Annotated in this window: 15 protein-coding genes and 1 other RNA gene; 9 read left to right on the top strand and 7 right to left on the bottom strand. The window is 63.7% G+C overall.

Features of this window, described 5'->3' with window-relative positions:
- The first annotated feature begins 127 nt into the window (after positions 1-127).
- From ubiE to G473_RS0115330, 3 genes are all read left to right on the top strand, one after another.
- Positions 128-964 (top strand): bifunctional demethylmenaquinone methyltransferase/2-methoxy-6-polyprenyl-1,4-benzoquinol methylase UbiE, encoded by an 837-nt coding sequence (gene ubiE / locus G473_RS0115320; RefSeq protein ID WP_029013824.1) that lies wholly within the window; start codon positions 128-130, stop codon positions 962-964.
- 11 nt (positions 965-975) lie between these two features.
- On the top strand, positions 976-2,526 hold the full coding sequence (gene ubiB, locus G473_RS0115325) for a 2-polyprenylphenol 6-hydroxylase (RefSeq protein WP_029013825.1): 1,551 nt from the start codon (positions 976-978) through the stop codon (positions 2,524-2,526).
- Between the two features lie 61 nt (positions 2,527-2,587).
- On the top strand, positions 2,588-4,363 hold the full coding sequence (locus G473_RS0115330) for a bifunctional molybdopterin-guanine dinucleotide biosynthesis adaptor protein MobB/molybdopterin molybdotransferase MoeA (protein WP_029013826.1): 1,776 nt from the start codon (positions 2,588-2,590) through the stop codon (positions 4,361-4,363).
- A gap of 31 nt (positions 4,364-4,394) precedes the next feature.
- Here G473_RS0115330 and G473_RS0115335 read toward each other — a convergent pair whose 3' ends face one another.
- Both G473_RS0115335 and G473_RS0115340 read right to left on the bottom strand, forming a co-directional pair.
- Positions 4,395-4,652 (bottom strand): hypothetical protein, encoded by a 258-nt coding sequence (locus G473_RS0115335; RefSeq protein ID WP_029013827.1) that lies wholly within the window; start codon positions 4,650-4,652, stop codon positions 4,395-4,397.
- Positions 4,649-5,206 carry an EndoU domain-containing protein gene (locus G473_RS0115340; RefSeq protein ID WP_029013828.1) on the bottom strand — a complete coding sequence of 186 codons (558 nt, stop codon included), beginning with the start codon at positions 5,204-5,206 and terminating at the stop codon, positions 4,649-4,651. Before G473_RS0115340 ends, G473_RS0115335 begins: the two co-directional genes overlap by 4 nt.
- 79 nt (positions 5,207-5,285) lie before the next feature.
- Here G473_RS0115340 and G473_RS0115345 point away from each other — a divergent pair, with 79 nt between their 5' ends.
- The 6 genes from G473_RS0115345 (at position 5,286) to atpF (ending at position 8,838) form a co-directional block, all read left to right on the top strand.
- Positions 5,286-5,930, top strand: a complete 645-nt coding sequence (locus tag G473_RS0115345; protein WP_029013829.1) for an SCO family protein — start codon at positions 5,286-5,288, stop codon at positions 5,928-5,930.
- Between the two features lie 219 nt (positions 5,931-6,149).
- Positions 6,150-6,500: an AtpZ/AtpI family protein gene (locus G473_RS0115350; RefSeq protein WP_029013830.1), complete on the top strand. Its 351-nt coding sequence runs from the start codon at positions 6,150-6,152 to the stop codon at positions 6,498-6,500.
- A gap of 7 nt (positions 6,501-6,507) precedes the next feature.
- Positions 6,508-7,251, top strand: coding sequence for a F0F1 ATP synthase subunit A (locus G473_RS0115355; protein WP_029013831.1), 744 nt, complete (start codon positions 6,508-6,510; stop codon positions 7,249-7,251).
- A 63-nt stretch (positions 7,252-7,314) separates the two neighbouring features.
- Positions 7,315-7,539 carry a F0F1 ATP synthase subunit C gene (locus G473_RS0115360; RefSeq protein ID WP_029013832.1) on the top strand — a complete coding sequence of 75 codons (225 nt, stop codon included), beginning with the start codon at positions 7,315-7,317 and terminating at the stop codon, positions 7,537-7,539.
- 208 nt (positions 7,540-7,747) lie between these two features.
- Positions 7,748-8,356 (top strand): F0F1 ATP synthase subunit B family protein, encoded by a 609-nt coding sequence (locus tag G473_RS0115365; protein WP_051330328.1) that lies wholly within the window; start codon positions 7,748-7,750, stop codon positions 8,354-8,356.
- On the top strand, positions 8,356-8,838 hold the full coding sequence (atpF, locus tag G473_RS0115370; protein ID WP_029013834.1) for a F0F1 ATP synthase subunit B: 483 nt from the start codon (positions 8,356-8,358) through the stop codon (positions 8,836-8,838). The genes G473_RS0115365 and atpF overlap by 1 nt, the downstream gene beginning before the upstream one ends.
- 143 nt (positions 8,839-8,981) lie before the next feature.
- Here atpF and G473_RS0115375 read toward each other — a convergent pair whose 3' ends face one another.
- The 5 genes from G473_RS0115375 to thyA all read right to left on the bottom strand — a co-directional run bounded on the left by G473_RS0115375 (position 8,982) and on the right by thyA (position 12,904).
- Positions 8,982-9,857 (bottom strand): MipA/OmpV family protein, encoded by an 876-nt coding sequence (locus G473_RS0115375; protein ID WP_029013835.1) that lies wholly within the window; start codon positions 9,855-9,857, stop codon positions 8,982-8,984.
- A gap of 123 nt (positions 9,858-9,980) precedes the next feature.
- Positions 9,981-10,730, bottom strand: a complete 750-nt coding sequence (locus tag G473_RS0115380; RefSeq protein ID WP_029013836.1) for an enoyl-CoA hydratase-related protein — start codon at positions 10,728-10,730, stop codon at positions 9,981-9,983.
- A 150-nt stretch (positions 10,731-10,880) separates the two neighbouring features.
- Entirely contained in the window at positions 10,881-11,384 is a 504-nt protein-coding gene (locus G473_RS0115385) for an SspB family protein (protein WP_029013837.1), read from the bottom strand.
- Between the two features lie 246 nt (positions 11,385-11,630).
- Positions 11,631-11,999, bottom strand: a transfer-messenger RNA (tmRNA) gene (ssrA, locus tag G473_RS29970).
- Between the two features lie 8 nt (positions 12,000-12,007).
- Positions 12,008-12,904, bottom strand: coding sequence for a thymidylate synthase (thyA, locus tag G473_RS0115390; RefSeq protein ID WP_029013838.1), 897 nt, complete (start codon positions 12,902-12,904; stop codon positions 12,008-12,010).
- Positions 12,905-13,009 lie beyond the last annotated feature (105 nt).

Raw genomic sequence — 13,009 nt, forward strand, 5'->3', positions numbered from 1 at the left:
AAGCCAACCGGCGCCATGATGGCGCTTGGCGTGTGCTGCCTAAGCCCGCCCGTGCCAAATGCCCGCAGGCGGTGCCCCCTCCGGCCTGCTTCCCACGGGGGCGGGTTGCGGCTATGGTGCTGGCATCATGAGCGACGCACGCATCGACAATGGCGCCCCCAGCGGTGCCGCCGGCCAAAGTGCCGGCACCAACCCGCCCCGTCCCCCCGCTGGCGAGGAAGGGCGATTCTTCGGGTTTCGGGAAATTGACCCGACCGAAAAGGCGCCACTGGTTCAGGGCGTGTTCGGCAGTGTTGCCAGCAAATATGATGTGATGAACGATCTGATGTCGATGGGCGTCCATCGGCTGTGGAAAGACATGTTCGTCGATCACGTCAATCCGCGCGCCGGGGAGGCGCTGCTGGATGTGGCGGGCGGTACCGGCGATATCGCCTTCCGCCTGAAGAAAAAGGCCCCCGACGCCGCCGTCACGGTCTGTGACCTGACGGAAGCCATGGTCCGCGTCGGGCGGGACCGGGCCATTGATCAGGGGCAGGTCCAGCGCGAGGCTGGCGGCATCGACTGGACCGTCGGCAATGCGGAAACGCTGCCTTTCACCAGCCGGTCGATGGATGCCTATACCATCGCGTTCGGCCTGCGCAACGTGACCCATATCGACAAGGCGCTGGCGGAGGCGCGGCGTGTGCTGAAGCCGGGCGGGCGCTTTTTCTGCCTGGAATTCAGCCATGTCGTGATCCCGGTCCTGCGCGACCTGTACGATGCCTATTCCTTCAACCTGTTGCCCAAGCTGGGCCAGATGGTGGCCGGCGACCGCGACAGCTACCAATATCTGGTGGAAAGCATCCGCCGTTTCCCCGAACAGCAGGCGCTGTGCCGCCGGATTGAGGCGGCGGGCTTTACCCAGGTGAAGGCGCGCAACCTGTCCGGCGGCATTGCCTGCATCCATTCCGGCTGGCGCATCTAAGGCCCCTATCCATGCTGCGTCTGTTCCGCAATCTGGGCCGGCTCGTCACCATCGCCCGCACCCTGGCCCGCCATGGCGCCCTGCCGGTGGACATGTTCGCCGACAGCGCGCCGGCGCTGGCCCTTGTCCTGCGCGCTATGAACCGGTCCAAGGCCCCTGGCCGGCGCGGACAGCGGCTGGCGGCGGCCTTGCAGGAACTGGGGCCCAGCTTCATCAAGCTGGGGCAGGTTCTGTCCATCCGCGCCGATCTGGTGGGGGAGGAGGTGGCGGCCGATCTGGCGCAGTTGCGCGACCGGTTGCCGCCGTTCCCCGGCGCGCAGGCCCGCGCCATTATCGAGGCGGAACTGGACCGGTCGCTGGACCAGCTTTTCACAAAATTCGATGATCAGGCCGTGGCGGCGGCCAGCATTGCCCAGGTGCATTTCGCTGAGACGCCGGATGGTCGGCTTGTTGCGGTGAAGGTGCTGCGGCCGGGGATCGAGATCGCGTTCCGCCGCGACCTGGATTTGATGCTGTGGCTGGCGCGGCTGCTGCTGCGCCTGCAACCACGGCTCAGGCGCCTGAAGCCGGTGGAAGTGGTGGACACGTTCGCCCGCACCGTGGCGCTGGAAATGGATCTGCGGATGGAGGCGGCGGCTGCCTCCGAACTGGCGGAGAATTTCGAGGGCGACCCCACCTTCGCCGTGCCGACCATTGATTGGGACCGCACCGCCAAGGGGGTGATGACCCAGGCCCGCGTCATCGGCTTTTCCATCGACCGGCTGGATGATATCCGCGCCGCCGGTCTGGAACCCGACGTGCTGTTGCAGCATGCGGCGGACGCCTTCTTCAACCAGGTGTTCCGCGACGGCTTTTTCCATGCCGACATGCATCCTGGCAATATGTTCGTCACCCCTGCCGGCAAGCTGGTGGCGGTGGATTTCGGCATCATGGGCCGGATCGACCGGCAGACCCGGCTTTACCTGGCCGATATGCTGATCGGGTTCCTGAACCGGGATTATGAGCTGGTGGCCCGGGTCCATTTCGATGCCGGTTTCGTGCCGGCGGATCAGGACCGGGAACTGTTCAAGCAGGCCGTCCGCTCCATCGGGGAGCCGCTGCATGGCCGGCCCTTGTCGGATATCTCTGTCGGCCGGCTGCTGGCCCAGCTTTTTGCCGTGACCGAGAAGTTCCAGATGGAGACGCAGCCGCAATTACTGCTTTTGCAGAAAAGCATGCTGACGGCGGAGGGTATGGGCCGCGTGCTGAACCCGCATGTGAATATGTGGGAACTGGCCCGCCCCCTGATCCAGCGCTGGATGATCGAGAATCGGGGGCCGGAGGCGCGCATTGCCAATGCCGCTGCCGCCGTCGCCGGTATCGCGGTTCGTCTGCCATCCCTGGTGCGCGACCTGGAGCAGACGGCCAACCTGTTGGCCGAAGGGGGCGGCATGAAGCTGCACCCGGAAAGTCTGGCCTTGCTGTCCCAGGCCCAGGCGGCGGAGAATAGGCGCCAGCGCCGTCCACTCTGGGCGGCACTGGCCCTCGCGGCGGCGGCCCTGCTGGTGCTGGCGCTGAAATAGCCGGTCGTCAGAGCCGGCGCGGGACCCGGAAGGATACTGTCCTGGGGAGGACGATGCCGGCATGACATTGCCCACCAATCTTTTCGGTCTCGCCGGCTGGAGTGGCAGCGGCAAGACCACGCTGATGGCACGGCTGATCCCGGCTTTGGCGGCGCGGGGCTATAGCGTCGCCACGCTGAAACATGCCCACCACGCCTTCGATATCGATCAGCCGGGCAAGGATTCCTATGTCCACCGTATGGCTGGCGCGGTGGAAGTGCTTGTTGCCTCCGGTCAGCGCTGGGCCCTGATGCATGAGAATCGGGGGGAGCCGGAACCTGCCCTGGCCGATCTGGTGGCCAAACTTTCCCCGGTAGACCTCATTCTGGTGGAAGGGTTCAAGCGTGACCGCCACCCCAAGCTGGAAGTACATCGCCCCGACAATGGCAAGGCGCGGCTTTATCCCGACGACCCGCATATTATCGCGGTCGCCAGCGATGTCGCTTTGCCGGACTGCCCCTTGCCCGTGCTGGACCTGGATGATGCCGATGCGATTGCCGCGCTGATCCTGCATCGCTGCGGCCTGTCTCCCCGTAAAGGGGAGGGGACGACGCGCCTGGCGCTGGCGGATTGTGCCGCTGGACAAGGGCTCTTGCGCCTGGATGCGGCGGTTGAGCGGCTTCAATCCAGCTTTGCCCCGGTGGCGAGCATGGAGCGGGTGCCGGTGGGGCAGGCCGTGGGGCGTGTGCTGGCGACTGATCTGGTAGCGGAACGACCTTTTCCCGGCTTTGATAACAGCGCCGTGGATGGCTATGCGCTGCGGGCGGCCGATCTGATGCCCGACGCCTGGACGCGACTGGTTCCCAGCCTCCGGATCGCGGCGGGGGATGCGCCGACCAGCCTCTTGCCACCGGGCGGGGCGGCCCGCATCTTCACCGGCGCGCCATTGCCGCCGGGGGCTGATCTGGTGGTGATGCAGGAGGATGTGCGGCTGGAGGATGGGGCCGTGCTGGTGCCGCCGGGCCTCTCCCTTTGGCAGAATTGCCGGCGGCGGGGGGAGGATGTGGCTGTGGGGCGGGTGACCCTGCCGGCGGGCAGACGACTGGACCCGGGTGATATTGCCCTGGCGGTGGCGCTGGGTGCCTCTTCTCTTCCGGTGCGGCGGCCCTTGCGGGTTGCCTTGTTCTCCACCGGGAACGAGTTGACCGATATCGGGGCCGATATCCAAGCCGGTCGCCTGACCGACAGCAACCGCCCCATGCTGGCGGCCCTGCTGGCCGGCGCCGGCTGTGTAGTCAGTGACCTGGGCATTCTGGCCGATGATCAGGCCGGGCTGGAACGGGCCCTTGCGGCAGCCTTGCCCGATCATGACCTGATCGTCACCAGCGGCGGCATGTCGGTGGGGGAAGAGGATCATGTGCGGGCCGCCCTGCTGGCCTTGGGGGGCAGCCTGGATTTCTGGAAACTGGCCATCAAGCCGGGCAAGCCGCTGGCGCTGGGCCATATTGGTCAGGTGGCCTTCTGCGGCCTGCCCGGCAATCCGGCAGCCAGTTTCGTCACCTTCCACCTGATGGTGCGCCCGCTGTTGGCCCGATTGTCCGGGGCAGCGTTGGAGCCGCCGCTGCGCCTGCCCATTCGCAGCGGCTTTGCCCACGGCAAGAAGGAAGGGCGGCGCGAGTTTCTGCGGGTCCGGCTGGAACAGGGTGAGGGGGGCGTGCCCGTCGCTATGCCCGCCGGTGCCGGGCCGGGGGCGGCGCTGTCCAGCCTTGCTGGCTGTGATGGGCTGCTTGATCTGGCAGAGGAAGCAACCGCGCTGGCACCGGGTGACAGCGCGATGTTCCTGCCGCTCCGGCTGTGAGGGAGCGGGGCGGCTTTCAGCCGGTGCCGGGTTAAAGCGCCCGGCGCAGCGCGGACAGGGCGGTGTCGGCGGGGATGGTGACCGGGGGCAGCCCGTCCTGCATCAGCGTTTCCAGCACCAGCCCGTCACCCGTGACGCTGGCGGCATAGGCATTCCCGATCCGGCGGGCCGGGGAGGGAGCATGCCCTGCCAGCGCCTCGGTAAAGGCGATGATGGCGGCCTCGTCCCCCAGCATGTCGCATTCCAGCCAGTCGGTCAGCCAGGCGGCGGTTTCCTCGTTCGTCGTCATGGGCAATCCTGTCCGATCAGGGGGAAGGCGGTGTTGATGTCGCCGTCCCGGTTGGTGCCATAGCGGATGACCAGCCGCTTGCCATCATCCCCTACACAATAACCCTCATCCCGCTCCTTCGGCGCGGAGCAGCCGAGAAAGCCCCAGGGCCTTGCATCGCCATATTTATTGGAAGCCGCGAAGCGAATCGATTTCTCGATCTGCGCGCTGCTGCACCGGTCGGGGAAGAAACTGGAGAATTTCTCCCGCCCATTGCTGAAACGCACCGTGGCGCCATAAAGCCCGTCCGGCCCGGCGGGTTTGGCATCAATACCGGCAATAATGGGGGATGTGGCGGCCATCGCCTTGCTGTGAAGCCCAACAGGGTCGCCGTTATTCTTGATCTCACCACAGAAAATATGCCGCAAATTCAGGCGCGGTGATCCGTCCGACCAATGGAACCCCTTATCGTCGCAGCCCGTTGCTGCCTGGGTGGAGTGAATCGCGGGGGATGCCGCGAAGGATGCCAACGCCATGACCGCCAGGGCGGTGCCCCGCCACCATTTCCCATTCATATCCCACCTCCGCTTTGCAGCCGGCAGCGGATGCTTTACCAAGGGAAGATCCTTCGCCGGTGCCCAGAGAGATACCTGAATGAAACGCGACCGTCTGCTGCGCATCGCGCTTGCCTGTCTGTTCGGCCTGGCGATTGCCGGGATTCTGGCCTGGACTACCATCCGCCATGATGAAAGGCGCGCCGCCGCAACCAACGGGGCCGCCGGTACCGGCACGGCCAGCGTGGGCGGCCCCTTTTCCCTGGTAGACCATACCGGCCAGCCGGTGACGGATCAGGATTATGCCGGCCGCTATATGCTGGTCTTTTTCGGCTTCACCTTCTGCCCTGATATCTGCCCGACCGAGCTGCAGACCATTGCCCAGGCCATGGACCAGTTATCGCCCGAGGAGCAGGATCAGGTTCAGCCCCTCTTCATCACCATTGATCCCGAGCGTGACCGCCCGGCAGTGCTGGCCGAATATGTCAACCTGTTCCATCCCCGCATTGTCGGCCTGACGGGTACGCCCGAACAGGTCGCCGCCGCCGCGAAAGCCTATCGGGCCTATTATGCCCGGTCCAAGGAAGCCGGCGACGGGCCGGATTACATGATGGACCATTCGACCTTCGTCTATCTGATGGGCCGGGACGGGCACTTCATCAGCCTGTTCCGCAACGGGGTGACGGCGGATGAACTGGTCACCGCCCTGCGTGCCGAACTGGCGAAAAAGACGGATGCGAGGTAACGCCGCCATGGTCACTACAGGCGATTTGGTCGAAAAAACGGCATCCTCTATCGATTTGATGCGATGCGGTGCAGCATCGGACCTATGCGTAAGTGCTAAGTCATTGATTTTTAAAGGTTTGACTAAGGGGGGTGCACCCTTGACAGGGGTGGGGCCTGCCCGTATGGTGCCGCCGCTTTCGCATGGTAACCAACATCCCTGGCGGAAGGGAGACGCTTCGTGACGAATGAACGCACTCCCCCCTCGCTGGAGGAACTGGACGCCCGTTTGCGGGAGGCCCGGCGCAATGCCGGCCTGGACAAGCCCGAAGACCCGCAAGGGGGTGGCAGTTCGGCCAGCGATATGTCGTTGGGTGTCCGTATCGGGGTGGAACTGGTTGCGGGCGTCCTGCTGGGCCTTTTGGTGGGCTACGGGATTGACCGCTGGTTGGAGACCAAGCCTTTCGGGATGATCATCATGGTCCTCCTGGGGGCGATAGCGGGTTTCATGAACGTGTATCGCGTGGCCAATGGTCATGGATATGCGGCGGGGTATGCAAAGTCCTGGAAAGACCAGGACGGTGGGGAGTGAAGGCATCGTGGCTGGTCCGTTGGAGCAATTCGAGGTCAAGCGCTTGGTCAGCCTCCCGGTTGGCGACTTCGACCTGTCCTTCACCAATTCCGCCCTGTTCATGGTGTTGGCCGTCCTGGTCAGCACCGGGCTGCTGATTTTCGGCATGCGTGGCCGCGCCATGGTGCCGGGCCGTCTGCAGTCCATGGCGGAAATGCTTTATGAGCTTGTCTCGGACATGGTGCGGGAGAATGCGGGTCCGCAGGCGCGGAAATATTTCCCGCTGATCTTCTCGCTGTTCGTGTTCGTTCTGTTCGGCAATGTGCTGGGCCTGGTCCCTTACTCCTTCACTTTCACCAGCCACATCATCGTCACCTTCGTGATGGCGTTGTTCGTGTTCCTGGTGGTGACGGTTGTGGCCTTTGCCCGGCACGGGATGCATTTCTTCCATTTCTTCCTGCCGCACGGCACGCCGTTCCTGGTGGCCCTGCTGATCGTGCCGATCGAAGTGATCTCCTACTTCCTGCGCCCGATCAGCCTGTCCGTGCGTCTGTTCGCCAATATGCTGGCGGGCCATACGATGATGAAGGTGTTCGCCGGTTTCACGGTGTCCCTGCTGGCTGCCGGCGGTGCCGGCGCTGCCATCGGTATCCTGCCTGTGCTGCTGAATGTCGCCATGTTCGCCCTGGAATTCTTGGTCGCCGGCATTCAGGCCTACGTCTTCGCGCTGCTGAGCTGCGTGTATCTGCGTGACGCGCTGGAGATGCACTAAGCATCTCCGGTTGTCCAACCCGTCTTCATCCAAGAGACACTTCCAACTTAGAGGATCTTCAAAATGGAAGCTGAAGCCGCAAAGTACATCGGTGCTGGCCTGGCCATGTTCGCTCTGCTGGGCGTCGGCATCGGCCTCGGCAACCTGTTCTCCAACCTGTTCCAGGCTGCTGCCCGTAACCCGGCCGCGCTGAACTCCTACAAGACCTTCGTTTTCATCGGCTTCGCCCTGACGGAAGCCACCGGCCTGTTCGCGCTGGTCATCGCCTTCCTGATCCTGTTCAGCTAATCGCTTTACAGGTTCGTGACCGGCCGCCTTATCGGGTGGCAGGGCTTCAGCGCCGGGATTGCCGCCGCTGCCGGACCATCTTGGCCGGGCAGCGGCGGTGTCTCTATGGGGATCTATGGTTTCCCTGGTTCCCAAGCTGATGGAATTGGCGTGATCCGATGCCGGGCGTCCTGCCCGTCATAAGGGTCAGCAGTGAATGGGTGCTTCAATGCCTGTGCAACGCTTTTCGCGCCTGTGCGCCGGTGCCGCGTCGGCCCTGACGGTGGCCCTTCTTGCGGTCGGCCCCGTGCTTGCCGCCCCGGAAGGGGAGCATCATTCGGGCGGTCTGCCGCAGCTCAACCCCGCGAGCTATTCCTCGCAGGTTTTCTGGCTGATCGTCACGTTCGGTCTGCTGCTGTGGCTGATGTCCAAGGTTGCCCTGCCGCGGGTGGCCGAGGTGCTGGAAGCCCGCCAGGAAAAGATTTCCAACGATCTGGAAAAGGCCAGTGCGCTGAAGGCGGAAGCCGAGAGCGTGATGCAGGCCTATGAGAAGGCGCTGGCGGAAGCGCGTGGCAATGCCCAGCAGGTGCTGGCCACGGCCGTTGCCGCCGCCGATGCCGAGACCGCCCGCCGCAATGGCGAGCTGTCGGCCGATCTGGCACAGCGTGCCCGTGACGCCGAGGAGCGCATCCAGGCTTCCAAGCAGGTTGCCCTGGGCAATGTCCGCGCCGTGGCGGGCGAGGCCGCGCAGGCTGCCGTTTCCCGTCTGGTGGGTGTTGACCTGCCGGCCGAGGCGGTTTCCGGTGCTGTCGAAACCGTCCTGAAGGAGCGTGCGTGATGCTTCACGACAGCAATTTCTGGTTTGGCGTCTCCTTCGTCATCTTCGTCCTGCTGGTGGCCAAGATGGCCGGCAAGTCCATTGTGGGCATGCTGGATGATCGTGGCCGTCGCATCGCGGCGGAGCTGGAAGCGGCGCAGAAGCTGCGTGAGGATGCCCAGGCCGCCCTGGCGCAGTTCCAGCGCAAGCAGCGTGACGCTTTGAAGGAAGCGGAAGGCATCATCGCTTCCGCCCGTGAGGAAGCCGAGCGTATCCGTACCGAGGCCGCGGTTGATCTGGAACAGGCGCTGAAGCGTCGCCAGCAGCAGGCCATGGACAAGATCGCCCAGGCCGAAACCCAGGCCCTGCAGCAGGTCCGTGATCTGGCGGTGGACATTGCCGTCGCCGCCACGGAAAAGCTGCTGGTGGATAATCTGGACAGCAACCGCAACACCGCGCTGGTCAATCAGGCCATTAGCGAGTTGCCGGGCAAGCTGCACTGATAGCGGTCGGGATCAAGCCTTCCAGGCTTGGCTTAACCGGTAAATTGAAAAGGGGCTGCCCGTCAGGGACAGCCCCTTTTTCTTTGCCCGGCCTCAGGGGGGCGGAAGGGATGGGGGCGCCGGCCCTCATCCCATCACCGCGGTCAGTTGAAGACCGGCACGCGGGCTTCCGACTGCCAGAAGGACCAGCGCAGACCGGCCCCGACATTGACATTCACATTATCACGGTGCAGCGGGCTGTCCCGGTTGACGGCGCCGCCATAGTAACCGACCTGGGCAGCGGTGAAGACCAGCAGCCGGTCATTGACCGGGTAGGCGAGGCCCAGCGTGGTCTCGGTGCCGATATAGCCGCTCTTGGCGCGATAGGCCGGGCGGTCCGGCGTCGCATAGGCAGCGTCCACCTGATAGAAATACTCGTTCACGCCATCATAGCCAAAGACCGGCCCGACCGAGGCATAGGCGCGCAGGTTGGTCCCCAGGAAAGCGCGGTCGAACAGGCTGAGCTGCGGATTGACGGTGATCCCTTCATAGCTGAAGGAGATGAACTCCGCGGCAATCATGGCCCGCACTTCCAGGCTGAGATCAATCTGCAGCGGGTCCGTCTTATGGTTGAAATGCCAGGTGACTTCCGGCCCGGCTTCGATCAGCAGGTCCAGGTCGGGCATGCCGCGCCGCGCATTATTATCCTTGCTGTCGACATCGAAGGCGCCATCCATGCCGATATCCAGCTCCAGCCGGTCATCGGCAAATTCCTTACGGGCGCGGATGATGCCGTTATCGCCGATGCGCAACGTGTCGCCGCGATAAATCAGGTAAGGAATCGGCAGGCCGCGGAACTGGCCCTGGGAAGAGGCGGGATAATGGGCAACATACCCACCGGCGGCCAGCACACCGGCTTCCCATAGAGGGGCGGTGACATTTGTCGTTTCCGTCCCCACCAGGGCGGATTGGGCAAGGGCAGGGGACGAGGCGGCCAAGGCGGCGGTCCCGGTCAGCAACAGGGCGAGAAGGCGACGCATCGGGTGTTCAGATCCCATTATTCGGAAGGCGCACAAGCTCTAACCGAAAGGGACGCACACCGCCAGAGCCACTAAAGGTAAAGGCAGGGGTGATACCGCCCCGCCTTTACCGCCTATGCGTGATTATTTGCGGCCCTTGCTCATGAAAGCCTGGAACGCGGCCATCGCTTCGGGGGAGCGCAGGCAGCGGCCGAAAATATCGGCCTCCTTGCGAATCGTCTCCAGCACCTCGGCCTGGCCCGGTCGCATCAGGGCCTTGGTATGGCGCATGGCGTTGGCGGGCTTGGCCGCCAGGGCTTCTGCCTTTGCCTTCGCGGTGGCGGCCAGATCGGCCGCCGGCACGATACCGGAGAGCAGGCCGGCGGCCTTCGCCTCCTCGCTGTTCAGCGGCTCCCCCAGCATCAGCATGCGCGCTGCCGTGGCATGGCCCAGGGTACGCGGCATCAGGATGCTGCTGGCGGCTTCCGGCACCAGCCCCAGATCGACGAAGGGCACATGGAAGCGGGTATCAGGGGCGGCATAGACCAGATCGCAATGCAGCAGCATGGTGGTGCCGATGCCCACAGCCTGCCCCTCGACCGCCGCCACCAGCGGCAGCGGGCTGGTAACCAGCGCATAGAGGAACTGGAAGACCGGGGCCTTATCGTCGGCGGGCGGGTTGGCCAGGAAATCGCCGATATCATTGCCGCCGGTAAAGAAGCCGCCACTGCCCTGAAACAGCACGGCGTGCACATCCGTACCGGATGCCGCCTCCGTCAGCGCCTGGGCCATCTGGGCATACATGGCGGCGGTCAGCGCGTTGCGCTTGTCCGGCCGGTTCAGCGTGATGTGGCGGACGCGATTGTCGTCCGATACCAGTACATGTTCGGTCATTCTTTTCCTCCCTGGGTCTGATCTTGTCAGTTTCCCACAGGACGCCTGAAGCCCCTGGGCAGGTCAAGAGGAAAGGAACGATCGTGCGAAAATGGAAAATAAAAAAGGGCGGCATGGCGGCCGCCCCTTCAAAGCCCGTAAATGCAGAGCTTACTTTTTACGGAAAGCGTCCAGTGCCACAACCGTGCCGGTGGGGCGGGGGGCATCTTCTTCCGCATCGGCGGTGATGTCAGCGGTCTCGGCAATCTCGACCATTTCTTCTTCATCCTCTTCGGGCAGGATTTCCGCCAGATCATCCGGCTGGAACTGCAGCACGAAATTCACCGACGGATCGGCGAAGGTGACGATAGAGACGAAGGGGATTTCCAGGCGGCGCAGCACGCCCCCAAAGCTGAGCGTCACACCGAACCGCTCGGCTTCCACAGTCAGATCATAGAACTGGTACTGCAGGACGATGGTCATTTCCGACGGGTATTTGGCCCGCAGATAATCCGGTATCTCCACCCCATCCGCATCGGTGCGAAAGGTGACATAGAAATGATGTTCACCTGGCAGAACCCCGCCCCTGTCCAAGGCTTCGCGCAAGGCCTGGCGCACGACGCTGCGCTTGGCGGCCTCGACCATGCGGTCATAGCGGATCAGATCCTCGGACATCGGTACCCTAAACCCCTGGCGATCAACGAAAGCGGGACATCGCGCCCGCAAGACAAGGGCGCCGGCCATCGACCGCCACCCGATATCTGCCAAGACAATCCTATTATCGAGCGATAATCAAGCATTGGACGCGAATAACTGACTGGCACAGGCAGCGCAGCAGTACCGGCGCGCAATAGTCTTGCGCGACGCTCCCTTAAAGGAGGGGCGGCTGAATGCCAGTGATGTTGATTTCAGATCGAGGAAGGTGGGGGGATTCTGTTGCCCAGCTCCCCCCGGGCTGCGAACTAAGCTAACTGACTAACGCCCTTTAGGGGGAATTAGGCAGCCATGCGAAGGTCAGACGCCGAGTTATCGTTGGCATCTATGAGGTTTGACCCGATAACGGCGGTATCATGCCGGGAGAAGACTGTGCCTTTATTACGCGCGTCGATCCTAGTTCGCCCCCATTGACCCGCCGGCAGCCACGATAACCGCTTGACCGGAGGGGGAATGGTGGAGGCGCCGGGTACCGCCCCCGGGTCCGCAACGTCTATTCCACACCGCGTTTATCCCCATAGTCGGGTTGCCCCGACAAGATCGTATATAGGCGGTCGGTTCGGGGAATGGAAGGGGGTTATGGATCAAACCGCCACATCGGCCTTGATCGGCGGGTGCGGGTCGTACCCTTCCAGCACGAAATCCTCAATCCGGTAGCCATCGATGCTGTCCGCCTTGCGGGCCAGCGACAGGCGGGGGAAGGGCCGCGGGGCACGGCTGATCTGTTCGCGGGCCTGGTCCAGATGGTTCAGGTAGAGATGGACATCCCCGCCCATCCAGACAAACTCACCCGGCGTCAGCCCGGCCTGCTGGGCCAGCATCAATTGCAGGGCGACGGCCCCGGTGAAATTGAAGGGTGCGCCGAGTAACAGGTCGCAGGAGCGCTGGAACATCAGGCTGTTCAGCCTGCCATCCGTGGTCACATGGTACTGATAGACCATATGGCAGGGCGGCAGGGCCATATCCGGCACATCCGGCACGTTCCAGGCATGGAACAGCAGGCGGCGGCTGGCGGGGGTGTGTTTCAGCCCATGGATCAGGCCGGCAATCTGGTCATGCTCCCGCCCATCCGGCCCCAGCCAGCGGCGCCATTGCTTGCCATAGACAGGGCCAAGCTCCCCCCAGCGGGCGGCGAAATCATCATCCTCGACAACGCGGCGCTCGAAATCGGCCTGGGAAATCGCCTCACCCGTGGCCTTGCGATAGGCTGCCAGCGGCCAGTCCGTCCAGATCGTCACCTTCTCCTTCAGCAGCGGCTGGATATTGGTGCCGCCGGTCAGGAACCACAGCATCTCCTTCACCGCCATTTTCCAATAGACCCGCTTGGTGGTCAGGATGGGGGCGGTGCCGTCCGACAGGTCGAACCGGATCATGGCGCCGAAGCTGGACAGGGTGCCGACACCGGTGCGGTCCACCCGCCGGTCGCCCTTTTCCAGGATATGCGCCATCAGATCGAGATATTGGTATTCAGGATGGCGCATGGATCGTTGGTTCCGCTGGTGGGCTTCGTGCTGCGAGCCTTTTCATTAACGCGGGGCATGGCTAATGTCATCTTTTGCGCCGCACCCCTATCGGAGAAGCCAGTC

The sequence above is a fragment of the Niveispirillum irakense DSM 11586 genome (genome assembly GCF_000429645.1).
Classification (GTDB): Bacteria; Pseudomonadota; Alphaproteobacteria; order Azospirillales; family Azospirillaceae; genus Niveispirillum; species Niveispirillum irakense.

Coding starts and splice junctions, on each gene's coding strand:
- ubiE (WP_029013824.1), top strand. CDS start 128: ATGAGCGACGCACGCATCGACAATGGCGCCCCCAGCGGTGCCGCCGGC.
- ubiB (WP_029013825.1), top strand. CDS start 976: ATGCTGCGTCTGTTCCGCAATCTGGGCCGGCTCGTCACCATCGCCCGC.
- G473_RS0115330 (WP_029013826.1), top strand. CDS start 2,588: ATGACATTGCCCACCAATCTTTTCGGTCTCGCCGGCTGGAGTGGCAGC.
- G473_RS0115335 (WP_029013827.1), bottom strand. CDS start 4,652: ATGACGACGAACGAGGAAACCGCCGCCTGGCTGACCGACTGGCTGGAA.
- G473_RS0115340 (WP_029013828.1), bottom strand. CDS start 5,206: ATGAATGGGAAATGGTGGCGGGGCACCGCCCTGGCGGTCATGGCGTTG.
- G473_RS0115345 (WP_029013829.1), top strand. CDS start 5,286: ATGAAACGCGACCGTCTGCTGCGCATCGCGCTTGCCTGTCTGTTCGGC.
- G473_RS0115360 (WP_029013832.1), top strand. CDS start 7,315: ATGGAAGCTGAAGCCGCAAAGTACATCGGTGCTGGCCTGGCCATGTTC.
- G473_RS0115365 (WP_051330328.1), top strand. CDS start 7,748: ATGCCTGTGCAACGCTTTTCGCGCCTGTGCGCCGGTGCCGCGTCGGCC.
- atpF (WP_029013834.1), top strand. CDS start 8,356: ATGCTTCACGACAGCAATTTCTGGTTTGGCGTCTCCTTCGTCATCTTC.
- G473_RS0115375 (WP_029013835.1), bottom strand. CDS start 9,857: ATGCGTCGCCTTCTCGCCCTGTTGCTGACCGGGACCGCCGCCTTGGCC.
- G473_RS0115380 (WP_029013836.1), bottom strand. CDS start 10,730: ATGACCGAACATGTACTGGTATCGGACGACAATCGCGTCCGCCACATC.
- G473_RS0115385 (WP_029013837.1), bottom strand. CDS start 11,384: ATGTCCGAGGATCTGATCCGCTATGACCGCATGGTCGAGGCCGCCAAG.
- thyA (WP_029013838.1), bottom strand. CDS start 12,904: ATGCGCCATCCTGAATACCAATATCTCGATCTGATGGCGCATATCCTG.